At 56.3% G+C, this 25,621-nt stretch carries 20 protein-coding genes and 3 pseudogenes; 10 read left to right on the top strand and 13 right to left on the bottom strand.

Annotated elements, in window-relative coordinates; genetic code table 11:
* Positions 1–171 precede the first annotated feature (171 nt).
* Together WG219_01530 and WG219_01525 are read right to left on the bottom strand one after the other, a co-directional pair.
* Positions 172–915 carry a cache domain-containing protein gene (locus WG219_01530; protein WXL26194.1) on the bottom strand — a complete coding sequence of 248 codons (744 nt, stop codon included), beginning with the start codon at positions 913–915 and terminating at the stop codon, positions 172–174.
* Between the two features lie 74 nt (positions 916–989).
* Positions 990–1,745 (bottom strand): GntR family transcriptional regulator, encoded by a 756-nt coding sequence (locus tag WG219_01525; GenBank protein WXL26193.1) that lies wholly within the window; start codon positions 1,743–1,745, stop codon positions 990–992.
* Positions 1,746–1,977: 232 nt separating this feature from the next.
* On the opposite strand from WG219_01525, the gene WG219_01520 reads away from it, so the two are divergent.
* The 7 genes from WG219_01520 to WG219_01490 all read left to right on the top strand — a co-directional run bounded on the left by WG219_01520 (position 1,978) and on the right by WG219_01490 (position 11,571).
* Positions 1,978–3,402, top strand: coding sequence for a gamma-aminobutyraldehyde dehydrogenase (locus WG219_01520; GenBank protein ID WXL26192.1), 1,425 nt, complete (start codon positions 1,978–1,980; stop codon positions 3,400–3,402).
* Positions 3,403–3,567: 165 nt separating this feature from the next.
* Entirely contained in the window at positions 3,568–4,173 is a 606-nt protein-coding gene (locus WG219_01515) for a dimethylamine monooxygenase subunit DmmA family protein (protein ID WXL26191.1), read from the top strand.
* Positions 4,170–5,138 carry a PDR/VanB family oxidoreductase gene (locus WG219_01510; protein WXL26190.1) on the top strand — a complete coding sequence of 323 codons (969 nt, stop codon included), beginning with the start codon at positions 4,170–4,172 and terminating at the stop codon, positions 5,136–5,138. The genes WG219_01515 and WG219_01510 overlap by 4 nt, the downstream gene beginning before the upstream one ends.
* Positions 5,139–5,153: 15 nt before the next feature.
* The gene (locus tag WG219_01505; protein ID WXL26189.1) at positions 5,154–6,206 is read left to right on the top strand and encodes a DUF3445 domain-containing protein; all 1,053 of its coding nucleotides are present in this window, start codon (positions 5,154–5,156) and stop codon (positions 6,204–6,206) included.
* Between the two features lie 75 nt (positions 6,207–6,281).
* Entirely contained in the window at positions 6,282–7,478 is a 1,197-nt protein-coding gene (locus tag WG219_01500; protein ID WXL26188.1) for an MFS transporter, read from the top strand.
* A gap of 164 nt (positions 7,479–7,642) precedes the next feature.
* Complete coding sequence (locus WG219_01495) at positions 7,643–9,283, top strand: VRR-NUC domain-containing protein (protein ID WXL26187.1); 1,641 nt, start codon at positions 7,643–7,645, stop codon at positions 9,281–9,283.
* The gene (locus tag WG219_01490) at positions 9,280–11,571 is read left to right on the top strand and encodes an ATP-dependent DNA helicase (protein WXL26186.1); all 2,292 of its coding nucleotides are present in this window, start codon (positions 9,280–9,282) and stop codon (positions 11,569–11,571) included. The genes WG219_01495 and WG219_01490 overlap by 4 nt, the downstream gene beginning before the upstream one ends.
* Here the strand turns inward: WG219_01490 and WG219_01485 are convergent, their stop codons facing one another.
* The 5 genes from WG219_01485 to glnK form a co-directional block, all read right to left on the bottom strand.
* Positions 11,572–12,003, bottom strand: a complete 432-nt coding sequence (locus tag WG219_01485; GenBank protein WXL26185.1) for a thioesterase family protein — start codon at positions 12,001–12,003, stop codon at positions 11,572–11,574.
* A 17-nt stretch (positions 12,004–12,020) separates the two neighbouring features.
* On the bottom strand, positions 12,021–13,184 hold the full coding sequence (locus tag WG219_01480; protein ID WXL26184.1) for an iron-containing alcohol dehydrogenase: 1,164 nt from the start codon (positions 13,182–13,184) through the stop codon (positions 12,021–12,023).
* Between the two features lie 180 nt (positions 13,185–13,364).
* Positions 13,365–13,532 carry a hypothetical protein gene (locus WG219_01475; protein WXL26183.1) on the bottom strand — a complete coding sequence of 56 codons (168 nt, stop codon included), beginning with the start codon at positions 13,530–13,532 and terminating at the stop codon, positions 13,365–13,367.
* A 230-nt stretch (positions 13,533–13,762) separates the two neighbouring features.
* Positions 13,763–15,082, bottom strand: a complete 1,320-nt coding sequence (locus WG219_01470) for an ammonium transporter (protein WXL26182.1) — start codon at positions 15,080–15,082, stop codon at positions 13,763–13,765.
* Between the two features lie 35 nt (positions 15,083–15,117).
* Positions 15,118–15,456 carry a P-II family nitrogen regulator gene (gene glnK, locus WG219_01465; protein ID WXL26181.1) on the bottom strand — a complete coding sequence of 113 codons (339 nt, stop codon included), beginning with the start codon at positions 15,454–15,456 and terminating at the stop codon, positions 15,118–15,120.
* A 418-nt stretch (positions 15,457–15,874) separates the two neighbouring features.
* On the opposite strand from glnK, the gene WG219_01460 reads away from it, so the two are divergent.
* From WG219_01460 to WG219_01450, 3 genes and pseudogenes are all read left to right on the top strand, one after another.
* Entirely contained in the window at positions 15,875–16,129 is a 255-nt protein-coding gene (locus tag WG219_01460; GenBank protein WXL26180.1) for an accessory factor UbiK family protein, read from the top strand.
* Positions 16,130–16,166: 37 nt separating this feature from the next.
* A complete protein-coding gene (locus tag WG219_01455) occupies positions 16,167–17,657 on the top strand; it encodes a YifB family Mg chelatase-like AAA ATPase (GenBank protein WXL26179.1) in 1,491 nt (496 codons plus the stop codon).
* 46 nt (positions 17,658–17,703) lie between these two features.
* Positions 17,704–18,032, top strand: a pseudogene (locus tag WG219_01450) (YnfA family protein).
* Positions 18,033–18,142: 110 nt separating this feature from the next.
* Here WG219_01450 and WG219_01445 read toward each other — a convergent pair.
* The 6 genes and pseudogenes from WG219_01445 to psrA form a co-directional block, all read right to left on the bottom strand.
* The gene (locus tag WG219_01445; protein ID WXL26178.1) at positions 18,143–19,396 is read right to left on the bottom strand and encodes an OprD family porin; all 1,254 of its coding nucleotides are present in this window, start codon (positions 19,394–19,396) and stop codon (positions 18,143–18,145) included.
* 280 nt (positions 19,397–19,676) lie between these two features.
* Positions 19,677–21,196, bottom strand: a pseudogene (locus tag WG219_01440) (aldehyde dehydrogenase family protein).
* An 81-nt stretch (positions 21,197–21,277) separates the two neighbouring features.
* Positions 21,278–22,104, bottom strand: a pseudogene (gene phnX, locus WG219_01435) (phosphonoacetaldehyde hydrolase).
* Between the two features lie 77 nt (positions 22,105–22,181).
* Entirely contained in the window at positions 22,182–23,066 is an 885-nt protein-coding gene (locus tag WG219_01430; protein ID WXL26177.1) for a LysR substrate-binding domain-containing protein, read from the bottom strand.
* 50 nt (positions 23,067–23,116) lie between these two features.
* Complete coding sequence (locus WG219_01425; GenBank protein ID WXL26176.1) at positions 23,117–24,412, bottom strand: MFS transporter; 1,296 nt, start codon at positions 24,410–24,412, stop codon at positions 23,117–23,119.
* Between the two features lie 116 nt (positions 24,413–24,528).
* A complete protein-coding gene (gene psrA / locus WG219_01420) occupies positions 24,529–25,620 on the bottom strand; it encodes an iron-containing alcohol dehydrogenase PsrA (protein ID WXL26175.1) in 1,092 nt (363 codons plus the stop codon).
* Between the last annotated feature and the right edge of the window lies 1 nt (position 25,621).

Genomic DNA, 25,621 nt, shown 5'->3' with positions numbered 1-25,621 from the left:
ATCTGGTGTGCTTGCTGATCACCCACGCCTGACAAAGATGGATACTCGAACAATCACTCACACGACAGTCTCGACTCAGCACAGAGCCTTGGCCTTAATCCAACTAGTTAGCAGGTCCGGACAGGCCAACGCCTTACGATGAGCCTCGGCCTAAAACGGCGCGCATCCACCCTAGCCACGAAGGCCTGGTAGCCTAATCAGTGACCAGCCCGCCTCAGGCTCATCCAACACCAGTCGTACACCTTGCATTGGCCTAGGATCCAGGAGCTTAGGCGCCAAATCGCCCACCATCCAGTTGGCGGTATTCGACGCAATGACCCGTCCATCCGTCGAGATCAGTACTGCTTCGTTCTCTAGGCTCATGAGGCTGCGTATCAGCATTCGTTCGACGTTGTGCAGCGACAAGTCCATACCTGCCACACCGATAAAATTGCCTTCGACGAAGATCGGCATGGTGAACGTCAACACGTACATGTTGGTACCATACAGATCGACATATGGCCCCTCTACACTGCTGCCGCGCGAATCCCGAGGGCGGGAATACCAGGGCATATTGGTGTAGTCATAGAAGTTTTCACGGCGACGGTCGAAGTTCGGCCGTAACGGCAGCGTCTTACCGCCATCAGCCAGATACCACCACTCCAGATGCATTTCTCGGTCGGCCAGACAACCGGGATCGACAATTACGCCACCACCACAACCAAATGCTCCAGTGGAGAGCAGCTGTTCGTCAATCGCGGGCCGTAACAGGGCAAGGTCTTTCGAGGCTGGCTGGCGCCCTTCAGATAACACGCGCTCCCATAGCTCGATCGTTACATCCACCAGTTGCCGAACCTGGCTGAAGATGACGCCCACCGTACTGTTGAGCTGTCGGGCACACACAGCAAGAGAGTCGCTTTCGCTCACGACAGTCATGGAATTACCTCACACGGTTTTTACATTGTTCTTATAACGCTCAGTCAGGGTTAACTCCCAACCAAGCAACTGACTCAGGAGACTCCATCACTATGGGCCAGTAACTCCAGTCGAAGCGCCATCAAACGCTTGATACCCCGGCTGACATGAGCCTCTGCAAGGGCTCCCGCCAGCACAGCATCACCACTGATCAATGCATCGAGAATGGCTCGGTGCTCTTGCTCGATGGCACTCACATCACTGCCGCCTGCAGCATCCATCCACAATAGCTCACCAACTTCCGATTGCAGTCGCATCTCTGCATGGGTCAGGCGTAGCGACTGAGCCGCAGCTGCTACTTCAATATGGAAGCGCGCATCAGCACGGTGCCGGGCCAATCGCGTAGTCGCCTGTTTGAGCGACTCAATATGCTGAGCAATACGCCCCTGCTGTTCACGGGAGCTGCGGTGTGCCGCAAGACGCGCTGCCGTCCCGGAGATCGCCACCTGCTCATCACCAAGGTCGCGCAGGTCTGGGCCACTCATATCACGCAGTCGCTGCAACAGAGTCGATTCAGGTAACTCCACCGGCGCGCAGACAAAACTACCGCCGTTTCGCCCACGGCGTGTCTCGATCAACCCGCGTTGACGTAAGGTCACCAACGCTTCGCGCAAGGTCACAGTGGCGACCCCCAACTGGAGCGCCAGCTCACTCTCACTTGGGAGCTGCTGCCCTTCAGCAAACAGCCCTAACTCGATGGCCTCGACCAACCGGCGCACCACCTCATCGGTACGGCCTTCCTGGCTCAAACGGATAAATGCAGTGCTGCGGGCAGTGTTGCGGGCACTCAATGGACTCTCCCTATTCAGTAAACCATCCGTGCTGTACACGGCTTAAACGTTCAACTCCGTATCTTATAGTGGTTAGGAGAAAGCTGATACGAAGAACACCTCTCCTCCAAACCTAAGAAATTCGGCAGATAAGCAATTATCGACGAAAAGGTTGGCAAGCCTCAAACGTTAAGATATGTTTTTATATGTTTAAGGCTTCAACTCTAACGATAACACCCTGAAGGGACCTGCCATGCAAACCAATCTCCTGATCGACGGCCAGTTGGTCGCCGGTGAAGGCGCTAGCCACGCCGTGTACAACCCGTCCCTGGGCGAAGTACTGATCAACATCAACGAAGCCAGTAGCGCTCAGGTGGATGCCGCCGTACAGGCCGCCAACCGCGCCTTTGAGTCGTGGTCGCAGACCACGCCGAAAGACCGTGCCGAGTTGCTGCTGAAGCTGGCTGACCGCATTGAGCTTGAAGGTGAAACATTCGCGCGCCTGGAATCGCAGAACTGCGGCAAACCTTTTTCTGCTGCGTTGAATGATGAAATTCCTGCCGTAGCGGACGTATTTCGTTTCTTCGCAGGTGCCAGCCGTTGCATGAATGGTTCTGCTGGCGGCGAATACCTCCCCGGCCACACCTCAATGATCCGTCGCGACCCGTTGGGTGTGATCGCCTCTATTGCACCGTGGAACTACCCGCTGATGATGGTGGCCTGGAAACTCGCCCCAGCCCTGGCAGCCGGTAACTGCGTAGTGCTTAAACCGTCAGAACAAACGCCGCTCACCGCCCTTAAACTGGCCAGCATCATTAACGATCTGTTCCCTGCTGGTGTGGTCAACATCTTGTTCGGCAAAGGCCCAAGTGTCGGCGAGCCGCTGGTCACACACCCTCTGGTACGCTTGGTTTCCCTGACCGGCTCGGTGGCCACGGGTGCACGCATCGTGGCCAATACCGCCAGCAGTGTGAAGCGTACCCATATGGAGCTGGGCGGCAAGGCACCGGTACTGATCTTTGACGATGCGGATATCGACGACGCCGTAGAAGGCATCCGCGCCTTCGGTTTTTACAACGCAGGCCAGGACTGCACCGCAGCCTGCCGCTTGTATGTGCAGGAAGGCGTCTACGAAGAGTTTGTGCAGAAGCTTGGCGCCGCTGTCAGCAGTATCCGTTATGGCCTGCAAGATGACCCGCAAACTGAGCTTGGCCCACTGATCACCCGTGATCACCTGGAACGTGTTGAAGGTTTCGTGGAGCGCGCCAAAGCGCAGCCACACATTCGCGTGATTACTGGTGGCAAGCGAGTTGATGGCCCAGGCTTCTTCTTTGAGCCGACCGTACTGGCTGACGCCCGTCAGGACGACGAGATTGTCCAGCGCGAAGTCTTTGGCCCGGTTGTCAGCGTTACACCATTTAAGGATGAAGCCCAAGCTCTGAGCTTTGCCAACGACTCGGACTATGGCCTGGCCTCCTCGGTCTGGACTCGTGACGTCGGACGCGCCAACCGCTTGGCATCACGCCTGCAGTATGGCTGCACTTGGGTTAACACGCATTTCATGCTGACCAGCGAAATGCCTCACGGCGGCATGAAGCAATCCGGCTACGGCAAGGATATGTCCATGTATGGCCTGGAAGATTACACCTGCGTGCGCCACGTGATGTTCAAGCACTAATTCAGTGCAACCACACACGCGCTACTAAGCGTGCAACAAGCTAGCTCACAGGGAAGCATCCCTGTGAGCAGCAGGGTTAATTACCCACGCAAAAAACATATAAAACAATAGGTTATATGGCATAGATGCTTCTTAGTCTCTGCCGTTCTCCAGTGAGGTATCACCATGCTTATCACCGGCATCAAGAGCCGACCGGTCTATGACCACCTGAAACCGATGCAGGGAGGCCTGCGCCACCTCATCGTCGGTCAGGGTAGCGGCGGTTCGGCCATGCTGCGTCTGATCGCAGAAATGTCACCGGCCCAACGTCAGGCCAGCACCCTGCTCTACTCCACTGAGTCCTTTTCCGGGCACAACCATCTGGACAACCTGCGCCAGGCTGAAGCCGGTGAACTGAAGGTATTCAGCAGCAACCGCGAGCTCATCGACGCGCTGCGCGCCCTGCTGGAAGACGCCCAAATGGGTACCCGCCTGTACCTCAGCGGTTCAGAGAGCTTTATCGGTACCGCCATGCAGGCCGCCAATGCGGTGGACCTGAATCGCGACGAAGTACTGCGCGAGCACAGCGGCACCCTCGTGCGCCGCGTCTGGTGCGCACATTGCGACACCTACACCGAGAACGTCACTCAACGCGTGTTCACCTGCCCCGGCTGCCAACTGAACCTGGTCGTACGTGACCACTATTCTCGCCGCCTGGCTGCCTTTCAGGGCATCAAAGCTGATGGCGAAGTCCCAGGCGAACTGCCACCTGCCGAGGAGCTGGATACATGAATACCCATAACGGAACCCTCAGCGTGCGGGTTGCGCGCATTGAGACACTCACGCCGGAAATCAAACGCTTTACCTTGGTTGACCCTGAAGGCAAGCACCTGCCAGCCTTCTCTGGCGGCAGCCACGTAGTCGTGGTGATGCCAGACGGTGACAAGACTCACCGCAATGCTTACTCGTTAATGGGCTCACCTTACGACTCCAGCGCCTATCAAATTGCAGTGCGCCGCGTAGAAGACGGCCGTGGTGGCTCGCGTTTCCTGCACGACAGTGTTGAGGAAGGTGCACTGTTGCAGATTCTGCAACCCGCCAACCTGTTCCCGCTGGCCAAGCATGCCCGTCAGCACGTGTTCATCGCAGGTGGCGTGGGTATCACCCCGGTCTACTCACAGATGGAAGAGCTGCACATCAAGCAGGCCAGCTTCGAGCTGCATCTGGCAGTGCGCAGCGCAGAACACGCGACCCTGGGCCTGGAACTGCAAGCCCGCTACGGCGCATGTGTTCACCTGTACGTGCATGACCAAGGCCAGCACTTGAATATTGCGCAGGTTTTAGCCAATCGCCCACTGGGCAGTCATGTCTATGTCTGCGGCCCCGACGGCATGATCAATGACACTGTCGATAGCGCTCACGCCTTGGGCTGGACTGACAGCCACATTCACTTCGAACGCTTCGTTGAACAGGGCTCTACCGGCCTGCCGTTCAGCGTCACCCTCGCCCGCCAAGGCGTAACCATCGAAGTGCCGCCCGATCAGTCCCTACTCGAAGCAGCCGAACAGGCTGGCTACAAAGTGCCTTACCTGTGCCGCGGCGGTGCCTGCGGTTACTGCGAAACCGAAGTACTGGAAGTCGAAGGCGAGCTGGACCACCGCGATGACTGGCTCAGCGAGGAAGACAAGCTGAGCAAGCGCAAATTCATGCCATGCGTATCCCGTGCCAATTGCAGCCGTCTGGTCGTAGACCTCTAAGACAGGAAAATAAAAATGACCGTATTCAAGCCGATCGAAACCTATGCCGACGCCGACGCCAACGGCTTCACCTATCGCAACAGCCGCGAAGCCATCCTGCGCCTGCCCTTCCCGTACCCTGAAGACCAATACATGTACTCGATGAACGTCGAGCCCCATGTACCCTTTGGTGAAGGCGCCCTTCGCGCTCAGTTCGATATCGACGAGCACTACATCTCCGAATGCCACCACCGTGCGCATGTCCTCGACACTCAACCAGGCATTCACTACGCTGCATTGCCGCACATGATGGAGGCTCAATGGGACTTGCTGGAGCTGCTGATGGAGTCCTACTCCCGGGACTTTCCAGAGCACTTCACCCTGGAGAAAAACGGCAGCCAGTGGCACTGGATCAACCGCCCATTGCAGATTGACCAAACCTTCACCTTCGGTGACGCCAGCACCCTGCCGATGGAGCCGATGGAATACATTACCCGCCAGGCTCAGGGCGAATTCATTCTGCTTGAAGAGCGCGACGAAACCCTGGTGATGGGTGCCGGTATGGCAACCCAGCGCGCAGACTACTCGCTGCGTTTCAACCTGGGTATGAGCTTCATGGAGTTCCACGGTCCAGTGCCGAAGCTGCACGAGATGGGCATCCTTCAACGTGCTCTGAAATTCTTGCTGCGTTTGCGCCCTGGCCACCCTGTGCGCCGTACCAACTGGTCGGTCACCGTTAACCCTCGCTTAGAAACATCTGCCGAGACTCTGCCAGACTGGGCGCCTGATCGTACAATCGTAACCCCTGAAAATGCCGGGGAACTGGTTAACCTGCGCATCGAACTGCAACCGCTACACCGCCTGCCACGCAGTAATGCGGTGCTGTTCCCAGTACGCACCTACCTAGTCAGCCTCAAAGAACTGGCCGAAGCCGCACCACAGTGGGCCAAACGCATGCACCGAGTAATCCGCGACCTCGATCAGGAGCTGGTGGATTACAAAGGCTTCACTCGCTACCGCGACGCCATGGTGACTTGGCTTTCGCAGTACGACGACGGCACACCGGTCGACGAAAGCTTGCAGAAATAAGATTTATAACCGTGGGCGCGCCATTTAGGCGCGCCGTTTTTTAATGCCATGCTTGCTCAACAGGGATAAACCCCGATGAAAAAAACAATACGCAATGCTTTGCCCGAAAACTGGAGTCTGGTCTTTTCTTCTGCAGGAGCCGCCTACGGCGTGGGCTTGCTGGGATTGTGGGCGCTTCCATTTTTGATCAGCGCCATCATCAATGACCTCAAATTCAACGAAGCTCAGGCCGGCCTGCTGATGTCGGCTGAATTCGGTTTCACCATGCTTGCCTCGATGCTGGTGGCGCCCTTAATGGGGCACGCGCCACGTCGCACGCTTGCGCTATGGGGCACCTTGGTGGCCATTGTGGCAAACCTTGTCAGCGCACACATGACTGACCTGTACGCCTTAGGTGCCGTGCGCTGTGTGGCAGGCATCGGTGCTGGTCTGGCTCTGGCTTGCGGCAACGCCTGTGTTTCCAGCGCCAAACACCCTGACCGCATCGCCGGGCACATGAACATTCTCTCCGTGCTTTTGATGATTGTAGTCATGCTCGGCTACGCCAAAGTCATGGCGCTGTACGGTCTAGCAGGTCTGTACTACGCGATGGCCGGTACCATGGCAGTTATGCTGCTGGCTATTCCAGCAATGGAACAACGTGCCCCAGTGATGGAAACAACTGAGGCCGAGAAAACTGGTTCAGGCAACGTACTGCTCACCCTGCCAGCGATCTGCATGATGCTGGCCATGTTCGTATTCCAGGCACGGGACACCATGGGCTGGGCCTTCGTAGAACGCATCGGCATCATGGTCGGCTACAGCGGTGAGGAAGTCGGCGCACTGCTGTCGTTCCAATCCTTCGTAGGCCTCATCGGCCCGCTGCTGGCTGCCATGATTGGCAAGCGCTTTGGCTTGAGTACACCTGTGATCCTGGCAATCCTGCTGTCCGGTGCAACCAGCCTGTGCTACGTCTTGGGTGAGCATTCCAAGATGATGTACACCGCGGGTGTGATGACTATTTGCATCACCTACTTCTACGCCTTGAGCTACCTGACCGGCCTGGCCGCTGCAATGGATCGCAAGGGCCGTATCGTAGCCGCATCAGGCAGTTTTCTCAGCCTGGGCCTGGCAGTTGGCCCAGCGATTTCCGGCGGTCTGATCTCCATGGGCGGATTCACCATGGCAGCCTGGGGTATCGCAGCCACTGTGGTCATCACTCTGCTTCTGGTCATCCCGCCGCTGCTGAGCATTCGTCGTGAACGCATTGCGATGAATCTGGCAGTAGCCTGACCATAAACACTCAAGAGCGAATCATTCACAGGATGGTTCGCTCTTTATAACGTGTACTGCCGATCGTAGATTAGGGCCGCTATCAGATAGCCGTGTCACGCCTCAGTTGACACCCCCTCAACCGTGACCAGACAATCCTGTACGCAAATACAGTATCTGTCGTCATGACCAACAGCCTTCCTCCTGAACTCTATTACCTCAGTAACTTCCGTGTGGCGCTGGCATGGGTTGCCGGACGCTATGGGGATTTGCTTGCGCCTGAAGAGCAGGCGTTTATCGAGCAGTTCAGCACCAGCCCAGTACCGTCGCAAGCGCTGCTGGTGCGAATGGTGATGCGTAAGGGCGTGCACTTTCGCCAGAGCAAGCTGAATTACGCGGAGATTGGCGACACTCGCTCAGCCGCACGGCTATTGCTGGACAGTGGCTGGATCACCGAGCAGGCACCGCTGCACGGCCCTGAACTGGCTGATCTGCTGACCAAAGACGAGTTGCTCGCCCATGCCCCATTGAATGACCGCCGCACCTCGCAGAAAAAGAGCGATGTGCGGGATCAATTACTGGCAATCGAACATCCTGACCAACCATTCAGCAGTTGGTGCCCGACACTCTATGACCGCCTTTACAGCCTGCAAATCGCCGAGTTGTGTGATCGCCTGCGGCTGATGTTCTTTGGCAACCTGAGCCAGGACTGGACTGAGTTTGTGTTGGCTGATTTGGGCATCTATCGCTATGAGCAGGTCGCAATCAGCCCAGAGTCCCGTGGGTTTCAGAGCAGGCAAGACATCGACGACTACATCCACCTGCGCAATTACCGACTGCTGTTGGAGGCGGGCGAACCACTGAACGAGTGGCTGCCGGAGTTACTCGCCTTTGAAACAACCAATCCTTATCTGCGCTCACGGCAAAGCAAGCTGCTGTTCCAGATTGGACAGCAGTTGGAGAAGCTCAGTGAGTTGGAATTAGCCCTGAGCCTGTATCAGGTGTGCGGTTACGGCCAGGCGCGCTGGCGCCTGATCCGTGTATTGGAAGCCCTGCAACGCTTTGATGAGGCGCACGAACATGCCCTCAGCTTCAGCCAACAGCCCCATGATGACGAAGAAATCCAACGCCTTGAGCGGGCCCTGACTCGCCTGCAACGTAAGCTCGGCATCCCTGCAAAAAAACGCGCCAGCGCATTCAAAGAGCAGCGCTTCGACCTGCAATTACCGCCCTCCGAGCACTGCGTTGAAATCGCCGTGCGTGAGCATCTGCAACAGGATGATGCGCCGGTCTACTACGTTGAAAACACACTGATTTGCAGCCTGTTCGGCCTGCTCTGTTGGGACGTGATTTTCGCCCCGCTGCCGGGTGCGTTCTTCCACCCGTTCCACAGCGGCCCAGTCGACTTGTATAGCCCTGAGTTTTACCAGCGGCGAGCTGAGCTGTTCGAACACAGCCTGCGCAGGCTCGATTCGAATGATTACAAAGACCTGATCCGCCAGCGCTATCAGGACAAATTCGGCATCCAGTCGCCATTCGTGTTCTGGAGCGTACTGGATGAAACCCTGCTGGAGCTTGCTCTGGAATGTATCCCCGCCGCGCACCTGGCCGCTTGTTTCCAGCGTATGCTTCACAACCTGAAAGCTAACCGCTCCGGCATGCCGGATCTGATTCAGTTTTACCCGACTGAGCAACGCTACCGCATGATCGAAGTGAAAGGCCCCGGCGACCGCCTGCAAGACAACCAGAAACGCTGGCTGGCCTTTGCCGCTGAGCACGGTATGACAGTGGACGTCTGCTACGTGACCTGGGCAGCGGAAGAATGACCTATTCGGTGGCGGTTCGAGCGCTGTGCGAATTTACCGCCAAAGAGGGTGATCTCGACCTGCGTTTTACCCCCTCCCCCACCGCTCAGGAAGGCATCGCTGGACACCAGACGGTGATCAGCCGCCGGGGTTCGGACTATCTGGCCGAGCTGCCGCTCAGCGGCCGTTACCCCGGTCTGCTGGTCAGCGGCCGCGCCGACGGTTACGACCCGGAGCAGAACCGCCTGGAAGAGATCAAAACCCATCGTGGCGATATCAGCCGCATACCCGCCAACCACCGCGCGCTGCACTGGGCGCAGCTTAAGGTTTACGGTTGGCTGCTGTGCGAGCAGATGAACCTGGCCGAAGTGGAGCTGGCGGTGGTGTATTTCAACGTGCTCAGCCACGCCGAAAACGCCTTTATCGAAACCTACAGTGCGGATGATCTAAAAGCCTTCTTCGATGAGCAGTGCAGGCGTTTTCTGCATTGGGCCGAGCAGGAAGAAGCGCACCGCGAACGGCGGGATATCTATCTGGATGAGCTGAAATTCCCCTACGCGGAATTTCGTCTCGGTCAGCGTCAACTGGCGGAAGAGGTGTACCGCTGCGCCCGTGACGGCAACACCCTGATGGCCCAAGCCACCACGGGTATTGGCAAGACATTGGGGACGATTTTTCCGCAGCTCAAGGCCTTCCCTTCGCAACGGCTGGACCGGATGTTCTTCCTCACTGCCAAATCTCCCGGGCGACGTTTGGCGCTGGATGCGCTGTGGCAGCTGCGCGGCGAGCAGGCCAATATCCCGCTGCGTGTGCTGGAGCATGTGGCGAGGGACAAATCCTGCGAGCACCCGGACAAAGCCTGCCATGGTGAATCGTGCCCGTTGGCCAAAGGCTTTTATGACCGCCTGCCGGACGCTCGCGCAGCGGCCTTGAAACATCGCTGGCTGAATCAAACGCACGTGCGCCGTATCGCCCTGGAGCACAAAGTCTGCCCCTATTACCTGAGCCAGGAGCTGTGCCGCTGGGCCGATGTGGTGGTGTGCGACTACAACTATTACTTCGATATTGCCGCCCTGCTCTACAGCCTGACCAGCCAGAACGAATGGCGCGTAGCGGTGCTGGTGGATGAGGCGCACAACCTTGTGGACCGCGCCCGTGGCATGTACACCGCCGAGCTGAATCAGCTGGCCTTTTATGAGCTGTGCCGCAACGCGCCGCGCTCATTAAAGAATGTGCTGGAGCGAGTCAGCCGTCATTGGGAGCAGATCAACCAGAGCCTGGAGCAGGACTATCAGATCTTCCCGGCGGTACCGGACTTGTTTGTCGCTGCTTTGCAAAAGACCGTCAGCGCCATCACCGATCACCTTTCCGAGCACCCCAGCGGCAATGACCGCGAACTGTTGTTGTTCTATCTGGAGGCCATGCTGTTCTGCCGCTTGTGTGAAGCCTATGGCCCTCACTCGCTGTTTGATGTCACCCGGCTAGAGAGCAATGCCATCGGCCTGCATACGAGTTTGTGCTTGCGCAATATCGTACCGGCACCATTCCTCAGTGGACGTTTTGCCGAAGCGCACACCACCACGCTGTTCTCTGCGACTCTGCGCCCGGCCAATTACTACCGCGACCTACTCGGCCTGCCTTACGAAACGCAGTGGCTGGATGTGGCCTCTCCCTTCTCTGCCGAGCAGCTGGAGGTGCGCAGCGTGCGTAACCTGTCGACCCGCTATCAGCATCGGGAATCCAGCCTGTTGCCGATCTGCCAGTTGATGGCCGAGCAGTACCAGAAAGCGCCCGGCAACTATCTGGCCTTTTTCAGCAGCTATGCCTATCTGGATCAGGTGCGCGAGCTGTTTCGGGCCATGTACCCGACCATCCCCACCAGCATGCAGACCCGCAGCATGAACGAGCAGGACCGCCAGGCCTTTCTCGATAACTTCACTCTGCACTCAGAGGGCATCGGCTTTGCCGTGCTTGGGGGCGCATTTGGTGAAGGCATCGACTTGCCGGGCAAGCGTCTGGTAGGTGCATTTATCGCCACCCTCGGACTACCGCAGGTCAACGCCATCAATGAAGAGATGAAAGCGCGCATGCAGCAGATGTTTGGCGAGGAGAACGGCTACGACTACGCCTATCTCTACCCCGGCATGCAGAAGGTGGTGCAGGCCGCCGGGCGGGTGATCCGCACCACGGCGGATCACGGCTGCGTATACCTGCTGGACGACCGCTACGGCGCGCCTAAAGTAAAAAGCCTGCTGCCAAGCTGGTGGCAGGTACTACCGCTGACCTGGAAACCGCCGCGCCCCAGCTGATTACATCAGCAAGGCAGTCAGCGCAGCACGCAGGTTCTCGGGGATAGCCACCGGGCGGTTGCTGGTTCTGTCCACAAATACATGGACAAAACGCCCTGCAGCGCAAGCCTCATCGTCCCCGACCTTAAACACCGCCAACTCGTATTGCACCGAGCTGGTGCCGAGCTTAACCACACGCAGGCCGACTTCAATCTTGTCCGGGAAGGCGATAGAAGCAAAGTAATCACAGCTGGAACTAACCACAAAGCCGACGATATTGCCGTGGTGAATATCCAGCCCGCCGACTTCAATCAGGTAGGTATTCACCGCGCTGTCAAAGTAGCTGTAATAGGTCACGTTATTAACGTGGCCATACACGTCATTGTCGTGCCAACGGGTGCTGATCGGCTGGAAGAAGCGGTAGTCACTGCGGGCGTGCTGGGGAGTGGTCATAAGCGCTCCAGGTCGTATCAGTAGGCCACCTGATAGATGGCCAAGGCATGGGCTTCGGTCATTTCCCGCGGGTTATTGACCAGCAATCGTTGCTGCAACATGGCATCACGGGCGAGGGTCGGCAAGACGTCCTGCGGCACACCGGCATCACGCAGACGAGTGGGCAAGCCGCTCTGTTCACTGAAGTCTGCCATCCGCCAGATAAACTGCTCGGTCTGATCCATCGCACTGCCCGGACGCAGCTGGTCGCCCAGGATTACCGCTGCCAGCTCAGCATAAAGCGGCGCTGCGACACTGGCGTTAAAGCCCAGCACGTGGGGCAGCACTAGCGCATTCGACAGCCCATGGGGGATATGGAAGTAACCGCCCAGCGGATAAGCCAGCGCGTGTACTGCTGCACAAGGCGCGTTGGCGAATGCCTGCCCGGCCAGGCATGAGCCCAGCAACATGGCCTGACGTGCTTCACGGTTGCTGCCGTTATGCACCACCTCATCAAGGTTGCGCGAGAGCAAACGTAGCGCCTCTTTGGCCAGCAAGTCGGACAGCGGGTTCTTCTTGATTGCACTGGTGTAAGCCTCAATGGCATGCACCATGGCATCAATCCCCGTAGCCGCAGTTACAGCAGGGGGCAGGCCGAGGGTGAGGTCTGCATCTAACACAGCCAAATCGGGCAGCAACACCGGTGAAACCACACCCTTTTTGGTGGTTGTACCCGTGGTGATCACAGAGATCGGCGTGACTTCAGACCCCGTACCAGCGGTGGTCGGTACCAATATCAAAGGCAGGCGCTGCGCCTTAACGCAATCCACGCCATACATATCATCCAGTTCTTGCGTACAGGTGGGGTTGGCCAACAACGCAACCAGTTTGGCCACGTCCATTGAGCTGCCACCGCCAAACCCAATGACCAATTCGGCCTTCAGGGATTTAGCCTGCTTCACAGCTTCGAGCAGGATAAATTCTGGTGGGTCAGCCACCACCTGATCGAACACCTCAAGCGTGACGCCAGCTTGGGCAAAGCCTGGCAGTACATCCGCCAGCAGCCCGAGTTTGCTGATGCCTGGGTCCGTCACCAGCATCACGCGCCGTGCACCTAGCTCCAGGCACAAATTGCCCAAACGGCGCGAGGCGCCAAGCTCGCACTGAATCCGGGCCGTCGTGGCAAAACTAAACGCGTGCATGGCAGATCCTCAGCAAGGTGAAGTGTTGTTTTTATAACGCAAAAACGCAGCAGCATGACGCGCAAAGTTTGCACAACCGTGCACAAACATATCATTCATGCGTGCCTGCTCCAGTAAATTGCGAGCATAAAAAACGCTGCCGGCCTGAGGCGGGCAGCGTTTCCGGAATACGAGTCTGAATCAGTAAATAGAACTGCCTATCAGCATGCCCTGCGTAACCTGATAGGTCTTTCGCCCGGCTTGCAAGGTCAGGGGATTACGACTGGCAATAACCCAGCCTTTGGCCAGCAACGTGTCAATGTAAGCCCGCAGTTCGGGCAACTGACGCTGATCTTGGTAACGCTCCATCTGATCCAACTCTGACCCCCTATGACTGGGTGTTTCCAGCGCAAGACAACTGAGCAGCAACTAATTTGGCACAGCCATACCACTAAACGAATGATTAATTACTCTTTATTCCAAAAAACTTCAATACCCACAGAAAAAGCTTACACGCTAGATCCAAGCCCGCTTAATAAAACCTTAAACCAATAAATAAAAAACGCCCGGCAAACCGGGCGTTTTAGACTGCGCAGTCGTTACAGGTTGTAACCGCGCTCGTTGTGTTCGGAGAGGTCGAGGCCAACCACTTCCGACTCTTCGCTGACACGCAGGCCCATCACCACATCCAGAACTTTCAGGATGATGTAGGTCAGAATGCCGGTGTAGACGATGGTGAACAGCACCGACTTAGTCTGTACCCACAGTTGTGTGGCGATACCCGGAATTTCTGCGAAGCCACCCAGGGAAGGCGCAGCAAAGGCCCCCACCAGAATCGCACCGACGATACCGCCGATGCAGTGCACGCCAAACACGTCCAAGGAATCGTCGTAGCCCAGTTTGCGCTTCAGGCTGGTGGCGCAGAAGAAGCACACCACACCCGACACCAGACCGATCACCAGAGCACCTACCGGGCCAACAGCACCAGCAGCCGGAGTGATCGCAACCAGACCCGCCACAACACCCGAGGCAATGCCCAGTGCACTTGGCTTACCGTGGGCAACCCACTCAGCGAACATCCAGGACAGCGCAGCAGCAGCGGTTGCAATCTGGGTAACCAGCATGGCCATACCAGCCGTCTCGTTAGCCGCAGCAGCGGAACCGGCGTTGAAACCGAACCAGCCGATCCAGAGCATGGCAGCACCGATCAAGGTGTAGCCCAAATTATGCGGCGCCATCGGAGTGGTCGGGTAGCCCTTACGCTTGCCCAGCACCAGGCAGGCAACCAGACCTGCGATACCGGCGTTGATGTGCACAACGGTGCCGCCCGCAAAGTCGATCACGCCTTCATCCCACAAGAACGCACCGTCGCCGCTCCACACCATGTGGCACATCGGGGCATACACAATGGTGAACCAGATGGTCATGAAGATCAGCATCGCGGAGAACTTCATACGCTCAGCAAATGCACCGACGATCAGCGCCGGAGTGATGATGGCGAAGGTCATCTGGAAGGTGACGAAGACGCTCTCAGGGAATGCTGAGATCAGGCTTTCCTTGGTCAGGTTGGTCAGGAACGCATTGTTCAGACTACCGACGAAGGAGTGGAAGTTGGTAACGCCCTTTTCCATACCGGTGGTATCGAAGGCCAGGCTGTAACCGTAGGCGAACCACAAAATGCTCATCAAGCCTGTGATGGCAAAACATTGCATCATCACCGACAGGATGTTTTTCGAACGCACCATGCCGCCGTAGAACAGCGCCAGGCCAGGAATAGTCATGAATAACACCAGTGCGGTTGCCGTCAGCATCCACGCGGTGTCACCGGAATTTAGGGTAGCAACCTCTTCCGCCATGGCCAGGCCAGGGCTTACGAGGGACAACAGGGCTCCTAGCCCTGCGATTTTGCGCAGAGTCATATTGTTTTCTCCTGGGGCGTATTGGGGTCTGAGGCTTAAACGGCGTCTGTACCGGTTTCGCCGGTGCGGATGCGGATTGCCTGTTCCAGGTTAACTACGAAAATCTTGCCGTCCCCGATCTTGCCGGTGTTGGCTGCTTTGGTGATGGCTTCGATAACGCGATCGAGTTGATCGTCAGCGATAGCCACGTCGATTTTCACTTTTGGCAAAAAATCGACTACGTATTCGGCGCCGCGATACAGTTCTGTGTGGCCCTTCTGACGACCAAAGCCTTTGACTTCAGTGACAGTAATGCCCTGCACGCCGATCTCGGACAGTGACTCACGAACGTCGTCCAGCTTGAACGGCTTGATGATGGCAGTGACTAGCTTCATGTAACTTCTCCCGTGTAGGTGGACTCGCCCCAGGAAAAACGAACCCGGCGCAAGTCTAAGGCAGTGCTTGGCTTTTGTAATGCACCACGCCTTGAACAGCGCTTCTGATGCGTCCAATCGCTCCCGACGAAGCACTCCCCCCGCTTCATCTGACACACCCAAGAATCTGCTCTGCGTGCGTCACCAGAGACTTTGCAGAAACCTTGCCAACTACAGAAAAGTCCTAAAAATCAGCTAATTACGCGAATTTAGATCAAGAAGAACACAAAGCACTCCAGCACAACGCACAATAACAGTGCACCCACATCGCCCAGCACGCTCCAAAATGGGCAATTCGCACAAATCTTGAATCCAAACCAAAACCGGAGCTGAAAACCCCACGTGCTACACTGCGCCAACCAGACTATGGAGCTCCACTATGCTGCCACCCAAAGCCCTTCTCGACGTTCTGAGCACCCAAGCCTCCCGCCTGTTCAGTGGTGAAACACCGCTGCCACGCGCCGAGTTTGAAGCCCAGTTCAAAGCCCTGCTGCAAAGCACCTTCAGCAAACTTGATTTGGTCAGCCGCGAAGAGTTCGACAGCCAGATGGTCGTCCTCGCCCGCACCCGCGCACACCTCGAAGCGCTGGAAGCCAAACTGGCCGAACTGGAAGAAGCCAAGCGCGAGCAATAATCCGGCGCAACAACGCGCAACGATCAAGGAGTGATCGATGTCCCTGGCAATTGTCCACAGCCGAGCGCAGGTGGGCGTGGATGCACCTTCCGTTACCGTCGAAGCTCATCTGGCTAACGGCCTGCCATCACTGGCACTGGTCGGTTTGCCGGAGACTGCGGTAAAAGAAAGCAAGGACCGAGTACGCAGCGCTATTCTCAATTGCGCCTTCGAATTTCCTCCCCGACGTATCACCCTTAATCTTGCACCGGCTGATTTGCCTAAAGACGGTGGCCGCTTCGACTTGGCCATTGCCTTAGGCATCCTCGCCGCCAGTGGCCAGGTGCCACTGAGTGCACTGGAGCAACTGGAGTGCTTGGGAGAGCTGGCGCTCTCCGGCGAAGTCCGCCCAGTCCAGGGCGTATTGCCAGCAGCCCTCGCGGCCAGAGCAGCCGGACGCACCTTGGTGGTGCCGAAACAAAATGCCGAAGAAGCCAGCCTTGCCTCCGGCCTCACCGTGCTTGCTGTCGGCCATTTGCTAGAACTGGCCGCGCACCTCAACGGCCAGACACCGCTGCCACCTTATGAGGCACAAGGCCTGCTGCGTCAGGTGCATCCCTATCCCGATCTGGCGGACGTTCAGGGCCAACTCGCCGCAAAGCGCGCACTGCTGGTAGCTGCGGCTGGCGCCCATAATCTGCTGTTCACCGGTCCGCCTGGTACCGGCAAAACATTACTGGCCAGCCGCCTGCCGGGCCTGCTGCCGCCGCTGGATGAGTCCGAAGCCTTGGAAGTTGCCGCCATTCATTCAGTCGCCAGCCACACTCCGCTCAAGGCCTGGCCACAACGCCCGTTCCGAACGCCCCATCACAGCGCATCCGGCCCGGCACTGGTCGGCGGTGGCAGTCGTCCGCAACCGGGCGAAATTACCTTGGCCCATCAAGGCGTGCTGTTTCTCGATGAGCTACCCGAGTTCGACCGCAAGGTGCTTGAGGTTTTAAGGGAGCCTCTGGAATCAGGCCATATCGTGATTGCCCGAGCACGGGACAAAGTGCGTTTCCCGGCACGCTTCCAGCTGGTTGCGGCGATGAACCCCTGCCCCTGCGGGCATCTTGGCGATCCCTCCGGTTCCTGCCGCTGCGGCACCGAGCAAGTCCAACGTTACCGCAACAAACTCTCCGGCCCGTTGCTGGATCGCATCGATCTGCACCTGACCGTCCCCCGCGAAACCACGCGCCTAAGCAACAGCGAGCCCGGCCAGAGCACCGCCGAAGTCGCCGCGTGGGTGGCAAAGGCCAGAGCGCAACAAATGAAGCGCCAGGGTTGCGCCAACGCCCATTTAGACCTGAAAGGCGTGCAGCAGCACTGTCAGCTCAAAGAAGACGACCAACGCTGGCTAGAAGCCGCCTGCGAACGCCTGAACCTCAGCCTACGCGCAGCACACCGGGTAATGAAAGTTGCCCGCACCCTGGCTGATCTGGAACAGACTGCGCATGTCACCCGCGCCCACCTGGCAGAAGCCCTACAATATCGGCCGCAAAGTCGCTAATACCTGCAAGCGGCAATCCCACATTCCTATTTTCGACGAGCCTGTGATGCCAGAAATTAAAACCGTCTTGCTGTTTGTGCTGACAGCCATCGCAGAGATCGTTGGCTGTTACCTGCCCTATCTCTGGCTACGTGAAAGCAAAAGCATCTGGCTGTTGGTGCCCGCCGCGCTCAGTTTGGCGGTTTTTGCATGGCTACTGACATTGCACCCAACCGCTGCGGGACGAGTGTATGCCGCGTATGGCGGTGTCTATATTTTTGTCGCCATTCTCTGGCTATGGGGGTGGACGGCATCAAACCCACAGGCTGGGATCTACTTGGAACAGCGGTAGCACTTTGCGGTATGGGCATCATCATGTTTGCCCCAAGAGCATAAAAAAGGGCCACCTAAGTAGCCCAAGCACAGCATCACGATTTTTTAGGCACTGTACAGGTGCATTGTCTGTAGCTTGCGCAATTTCCAGTCCACCTGCTTAACCTTGGAATTCAGAGCAGCGGAAGTGTGTAACTAATAATCAGACGGTTCTCGTCTATCTCGTTACTAAAGTTCGAACGTACAGTTGCGTTACGCCAACAAATCCCCAGATTTTTTAGAGTGCCTTCTTGGAATACGTACATCAGCTCAGTGTTACGCTCCCACTCCTTACCTGTACCAGCAGCGCCCAAATCAATGTTATCTCCAGTAAGGTAACGCGTCATAAATGTAAGACCAGGGATCCCGACGCTTGCAAAGTTGAAGTCGTAACGTGCTTGCCACGACGTCTCATCCTTGTTGGCGAAATCACCGATTTGCACATAGTTAACTAGGAATGGATCGGTGCCGTTGATATAGGCGAATCCAGTATCACCACTCATCTTTTGATAACCAAAACCAATGCTGTGGCCAAAGAAACCATAGGTGAACATGGCACCAAAGGCTTTGTTATCTACATTGCTGCGACCATCATCGGTAGAACGCGCATAACGCAGGTCAGTCTTCAGGCTGTGACCATTGCTGAGCGGTAATACGTGAACCAGATTGAGGGAATGTTGTTTATACAAATCTTCCAAATTGGAATAGTAGTACCCAGCCGTCAGCTCCTTCGTAAACTTATAACTCCCCCCTAGAAACCGAAAAGAATCACTAAGGCTACTATCGGTTACAACAAGACCTCGCCTACCGCCAACAGTCATCCCTATATCTTCGAAATCACCGGAGTTACGGTGATTCACTTCGCTCAAATAACCACCATCTACAGTCAGGCCATCGATTTCCTGTGAAACTAAATGTCCTCCGCTGAACACCTGCGGGGTTAGTCGACCATCACTTGAAGCTATTGCCATGTTCTTGAATTGCATACTGCCAACTCGCAGAGTGCTATTCGATATTTTTGCCTTCGCGGCAACCGCTAGATCGTAGGAGTAGTCCTGCGATCCGCCTGAACGATCAGGCACCAAAAGATCAGAACCGGCTCTGCCACTACCAGAATCGAGCTTGAAACCCGCCATGCCGATGGTATCGAGACCAACGCCAACGGTGCCCTCGGTATAGCCGGATGTCATACGGAGAATAAAGCCTTGCGCCCATTCTTCACGCTTACTTTGTGTAGCACCTTCCTGGCGAAAATCACGACTGAAATAGAAGTTACGTGCTTCCAAACTGGCCTTACTATCTTTTATGAATTCAGCACGAGCAGTTTGGCTGAGCGACAGGCTCAAAGCGGCAACTGTGACCGCTATGCTGAGGGAGTTTTTTATCATTGTTTTGCTCTCCATTTCTGTGGGTTGGCACATGCAACACTCTGGTTAGATCAACGGCAGATAAGGCGCGGGTAGACGAAGCACGATGCCCTTACAAGCGGCCGCACTCATCCCGATCCAAGTTGGGCTCCGGGTGTATTCTTCTAGGAAATACAACAGTGGTACCGATCAACGCCCCCATCGCTAAGTGAGGTAATACCAAGCGATGGGAGCCCACGCTAAAAGCGCTCGTGGAGACGGTCACGGGGTTTGCTACATGGCAAACCACTTCCTATTGAAATCAGAAGAAGCCCAGTGGGTTGATGTCGTAGCTGATCAGCAGGTTTTTGGTTTGCTGATAGTGGTCGAGCATCATCTTGTGGGTTTCGCGGCCTACGCCAGATTTCTTGTAGCCACCGAACGCAGCGTGCGCCGGGTACAGGTGGTAGCAGTTGGTCCATACACGACCGGCCTTGATGCCACGGCCCATGCGGTACGCGCGGTTGATGTCGCGGGTCCACACGCCAGCGCCCAGACCGAACTCGGTGTCGTTAGCGATTGCCAGGGCTTCAGCTTCGTCCTTAAAGGTGGCAACGCTGACCACCGGGCCGAAGATTTCTTCCTGGAAGATACGCATTTTGTTGTGGCCTTTGAGCAGGGTCGGCTGGATGTAGTAACCCGTTGCCAGGCTGCCTTCCAGTTTCTCTGCGCCACCACCGGTGAGCAGCTCGGCACCTTCCTGCTGAGCGATCTCGAAGTAGGACATGATCTTGTCGAACTGCTGCTGGCTCGCCTGTGCGCCGACCATAGTGTCGGTGTCCAGCGGGTTGCCGCGCTTAATCTGTTTGATCTTCTTCATCACTTCGTTCATGAACGGTTCGAAGATCGATTCTTGAACCAGTGCACGGGACGGGCAGGTGCAGATTTCACCTTGGTTGAAGAAGGCCAGAACCAGACCCTCAGCTGCTTTCTCGATGAAGGCAGGCTCAGCTTTCATGATGTCTTCGAAGAAGATGTTCGGCGACTTGCCGCCCAGCTCTACAGTCGACGGAATGATGTTCTCAGCAGCGCACTTCATGATGTGCGAGCCAACCGGCGTGGAACCGGTGAAGGCGATTTTGGCGATACGCTTGCTGGTGGCCAGCGCTTCACCGGCTTCGCGGCCGAAGCCTTGCACCACGTTCAGTACGCCTTTGGGCAGCAGGTCACCGATCAGCTCCATCAGTACAGTGATGCCCAGCGGAGTTTGCTCAGCAGGCTTGAGCACGATGGCGTTACCGGCAGCCAGGGCCGGAGCCAGTTTCAAGCGCCCATCAGCAGCGGGAAGTTCCACGGAATGATCTGGCCAACAACGCCCAGTGGCTCGTGGAAGTGGTAGGCCGCAGTGGTGTCGTTGATTTCGGCAGTGGAGCCTTCTTGAGCGCGCAGGCAGCCAGCGAAATAACGGAAGTGGTCAGCAGCCAGCGGAATGTCGGCGTTCAGGGTTTCACGAACTGGCTTACCGTTGTCCCAGGTTTCAGTAACAGCCAGCAGCTCCAGGTTCTGCTCAATGCGGTCAGCGATTTTCAGCAGGATGTGGGAGCGCTCCTGAACCGAAGTACGGCCCCAGGCGTCGGCGGCGGCGTGAGCAGCGTCCAGCGCCCGCTCGATATCGTCACGATCGGAACGCGGGAATTCACCGATGACCGAACCATCAACCGGGCTGGTGTTGGTGAAATAAACACCGTTTACCGGAGCGACGAATTCGCCATTGATGTAGTTGCCATAGCGCGGTTTGAGTGTGAGTAGTGCGCCTTGAGTACCTGGTTTTGCATAAATCATAGGACTGACCTCTTATAGGTTTTTGTACGGTCTTGTGGTGATAGCGAATGGTCACGCAACCATCCGCTATCTGCCCCAGAATCAGGATGCTTGTGGGGTTTCACCACGCGCCAGTCGCGCATTGATGTCGTCAATAACTGCCGGCAGCTCAGCAATGGTATCGATCATGTAATGCGGGCGGGAACCTTCCAGCATATTGGCAATGCGGCTGCGCTCTTGCTCCAGCTTCTCTGGGAGAGAGCTTTGTACTCATCGTAGGTCAGGCCCAGGGCGTTACCAGAGCAGGTCAGGGCGACGGTCCACATACCGGCGCTGCGACCTTCCAGAATGCCTGGCCAGGTGTCGTCGACCTTCACGCACGCTGCAACATCACTGATGCCCAGAGCGATGACGTTGGCCAGCGATTGCGCCGGGTGAGGGCGGCCGTTGGGCACTTCATCAGTGGCAACGACGTAATCCGGGTTGTAGCCGTTGGTTTTCGCCAGTTCCACAACTTTGGCCATGACCACTGCCGGATAACCCGAGCAGGTGCCAATTTTCAGGCCCTTTTCGCGCAGGGTCGCAATGGCGTCCAAGGCACCCGGAATCAGCGCTGAGTGCTCGGCAATTTTTTCGATCTGCAGTGGCATGAAGCGCTCGTAGATGGCAGTTACGTCATCATCAGTCGGCGTGCGACCGAACTTAGCGCGATAGCGTTCGGCGATAGCTGGGATGTCGCACAGGGTGCGGATGTGATCCCACTTGCCCATGCCCATCGGGCCACGTGCCTCGGCCAGGCTTACTTCAACGCCAAACTCGCCAAATGCCTCAACAAAAATCTGCGTTGGCGCGAAAGAGCCGAAGTCGACCACGGTGCCGGCCCAGTCCAGAACAACAGCTTGTAGACGACTTGGGAGTATGTATTTCATGGTGAATCTCCTATTTTCGGGATGAGTCAGGCCCCTTCCTCGAGACTGAGAAAGCCGCCAATTACGTATTGGGTTAACTATTTATGGTGTTTTTGCACAGGCTGTGCGCATGAGTCGAAAAGCTCAGCAATGATGGGTCGGTTACGGCGAACACCAAGACAACATAGGAAGTAGTTGATTTGGAATGGATGCTCTACAAACGATATCGCCCTGGTACCTGGCTGATCGGCGTACTCAACAGCTGAGACAAAACCAATACCAATGCCATTTACGACCGCATGCACAATGGCCTCCCGACTGTTGAGCTGCATCACGCAGTTGAGATGTACACCGTGTCTTTGGCAGCCCTCTTCGACCAATTGACGTGTTCGAGAAGCTGACTCACGCAGGACCAACGGCTGGCCGCTGATTTCCTTAATACTGACCTGTTCCTGGCTCGCCCAAGGGTGGTCATCACGCACCACCGCAATGATTGGACACGTCCGATACAGCTGCGTCGACAGGCGATGATCAAACTCCGAGAGTGCGAGAATCGCCACATCGATATCAAAGTTGTACAGCCGCTCCAACGTTCCGGCTTCACTGGCGAACGAGGTTTCCAGCTCAATACTGGGATATTGCTGTTTCAGTGCGTACGTCAAACTCATTGCAATCGGGGGTGACACAGCACCAATTCGCAACATGCCTTGTTTGCGCTGGCGGAAGCTCTGCAACAGCTGCAGAGCTTCATCCTCTTGACCAAACACACCTTGGGTAATCTCGTAGAGCTGACGCCCTGCAGAGCTCAGTTCTATGTAGCGACCGCGGCGATGAAACAGCTCCACAGAAAACATCTTCTCCAGAGTGCTGACCTGCTCGCTAACAGTCGGCTGGCCGATGCTCAAATACTCTGCTGCCTGGGTAAAGCTCCCTGTTTTGGCAACGGCATGAAAAGAGCGCAGCCACTTGTGATACTGATACATAGCAGGTCCGCATATCCAAAGGTCAGTGTCTAAAGTCCAACGCCTACAACTTAGCGTCTAACAAACAAGGCAACCGCAGCACTGGACAAGCAAGCAATCATCACAACCATAAAGATCACTGATGTATCACCGCTTGCATCAATCAACCCGCCGATCAATGGCTCTGCCAAACCTGCAAACAGGTAAGACGAGAAGTTCATAACGCCGGTGGCAGTACCTGCTCGTTTGGCTCCTACCAGGTCAGGGCACAGTGCCCAGAAACTGGAAGCAGGGCCATAGACGAAGAAGCCGCAGAGGAACAGTGCCAACAAGCCAATGGTGCTATGCGATGGCAGAGACCACATCCACAGACTGGTCAGGGCTCCGAGAACCATGTACAGCATGATCGCCTTATAGCGCTTAGAACCAAACAGTTTGTCCGAAACCCAACCGTTGCTTAGCGCGCCAACCGCCATACCAACTGGCAGCGCCACCGTGATCCACTTCGGATCAATCCAGCTATCACCGCTCTTCCAGTTCGCACCAAGGAAATGCACCGGCACCCAGATAATCAAGCCATAGCGGGCCGCATTCTGGAAGCCGAGCGAAACGGCAGCAATCAACAGGCGAACGTTCTTAAGTACAGCTTTGTAACGTTGAGCGGAGCTCTCGTGATCATCTTGCGAAGCTTCGTTGGCCTTGTCTTCGGCATTAGCCACACCGGTGTCTTCCAGCGGCTTGTACCCAAGATCCTGAGGACGCTCACGGGCAATCAGATAGAAGGTGATACCGCCAGCCAACATTAACAACACAGGCAGACGGAAGATCCAGCGCCATTCCAGTTGCAGAACCTCCAGAATAACAACAGAGGTCACATAAGAAAGGATCGACGCGCAGCCAGCGGCAAATACATAGAAGCCATAGACCTTGCCTCGCTCACTTGCGCCCCACCAGTTCGAAAGCAAGCGACTTCCTGGAGCCCAACCCAATGCCTGAAAGTAACCATTAACACCCCAAGGCAGAATCAAGCTTAAGAAACCCGTTGCAAAGCTAGCAACCCAGTTAGCACCGCAGGACAGAACTGCCCCCAAGCTCATGATGCGCCGGCCGCCAAATTTGTCGGCTAAGTTACCGTTAATAGCTTGTCCAATCGCATAGGCCCAGAGCATAGCGGTTGAAATCCAGCCAAGAGCCTCTTTACTTAAACCGAACTCAGCCTGCATACCAGGGATGGCGAAACCGAAAGTTTGCCGACCGGTATAAAAGAACAAGTAACAGAACATCGCCGCCAGAAGCATCCGCCACTGCGCTGAGCGAAAGGATGTCATCGGAGTAACAACACCAGATAGTGTATCTGCACGATTCATTGTATTTTCCTTCTTGTACTCTCCCCTCAACCACAGGTTGAGGGGACGCACTCTTTTTTGGTGCAAACAGGAAATAGCGCGACTTGGGAAGTCGCATATGTGGTGCGCGCGTTGACTTAAGCGGCTTTGGTGCCGATGAAGTTTTTGCCTCGTGCACCCTGCATGGCGTAGAGAACCATCTCTTGCGCCTCACTCTCCGTCACGCCGTAATCACCGAACTCAGTTTTAACGTCGAGACTGTGGAGAAAATCCCGCAGGCGTGTCTGGGCTTTGCCCAGATCATTTCCGAAGACACGCTGCAATGTCTGGTCGCGCGCAGGGTCACGCCCCCACGCCAACCCCAAGACAAATGGGAGGGTGAAGGAACAAGCGATGCCGTGGGGAAGACCATGGCGCAAGGTCATCTCGTAGGAGATGGAGTGAGCCAGAGCTGTCTTGGTGTTGGAAAAAGCCATCCCTGCCTTTAGGGCCGCTAAGGCCATGCGCGAGCGCAATTCACGACTCGTCAGGTCTTGGCGTAGCTGGGGTAGGCATTCGAGGATGTCCTCGATAGCAGAGATGGCAAAAGTGTCAGATATCGGGTTGGCGTTGACGTTCCAAATAGACTCCAACGCATGGGAGAGCGCATCGAGACCGGTAGAAACAGTAACGCTGGCAGGTACCGTAAGCATCAGGTCAGGATCAATGATCGCTGCGGTAGGCCATGTGCATGGCAAGTGCAATGAGTACTTTTTCTGCTGAGCAGAATCCCAGATTGTTGCCCAAGGGGTCACTTCGCTGCCTGTTCCGGCAGTGGTAGGCGCAGCAATCAGTGACTTAAGACGGTGCGGCGTAAATGGCTTACCTGTCGCAAGCAAAGACAACAGTTCATCAAAACTACCGGACTCGGTGCCAACCATCAGTGCCTTGGCAGTGTCGATGGCACTACCCCCCCCTACAGCCAATACAGTCTCGCATTCACTGGCTTGTTGCCAGAAGCGCTCGTAAGTACCGCGAAGCTGGGCAACATCAGGGTTGGGTTGAACATCTTCAACGATGTGTACAAGACGATCGCCTAGCAAGGCTTGGATCTTATCGACCAGGCCAAGCCCACGGGCTTCGGGGAAGATCACAAGTGCAACGGTCTGACCGTCAGTGAGGGAAGTGATCTGAGAAAGACTGCCACCGCCGAAATAGGTGGCAACCGGGTTATGGAACTGGGCAGGCATT

Source organism: Pseudomonas mendocina, assembly GCA_037482215.1.
Lineage (GTDB): Bacteria > Pseudomonadota > Gammaproteobacteria > Pseudomonadales > Pseudomonadaceae > Aquipseudomonas > Aquipseudomonas mendocina_E.
This window is presented reverse-complemented; position numbering and strand designations above follow the sequence as displayed.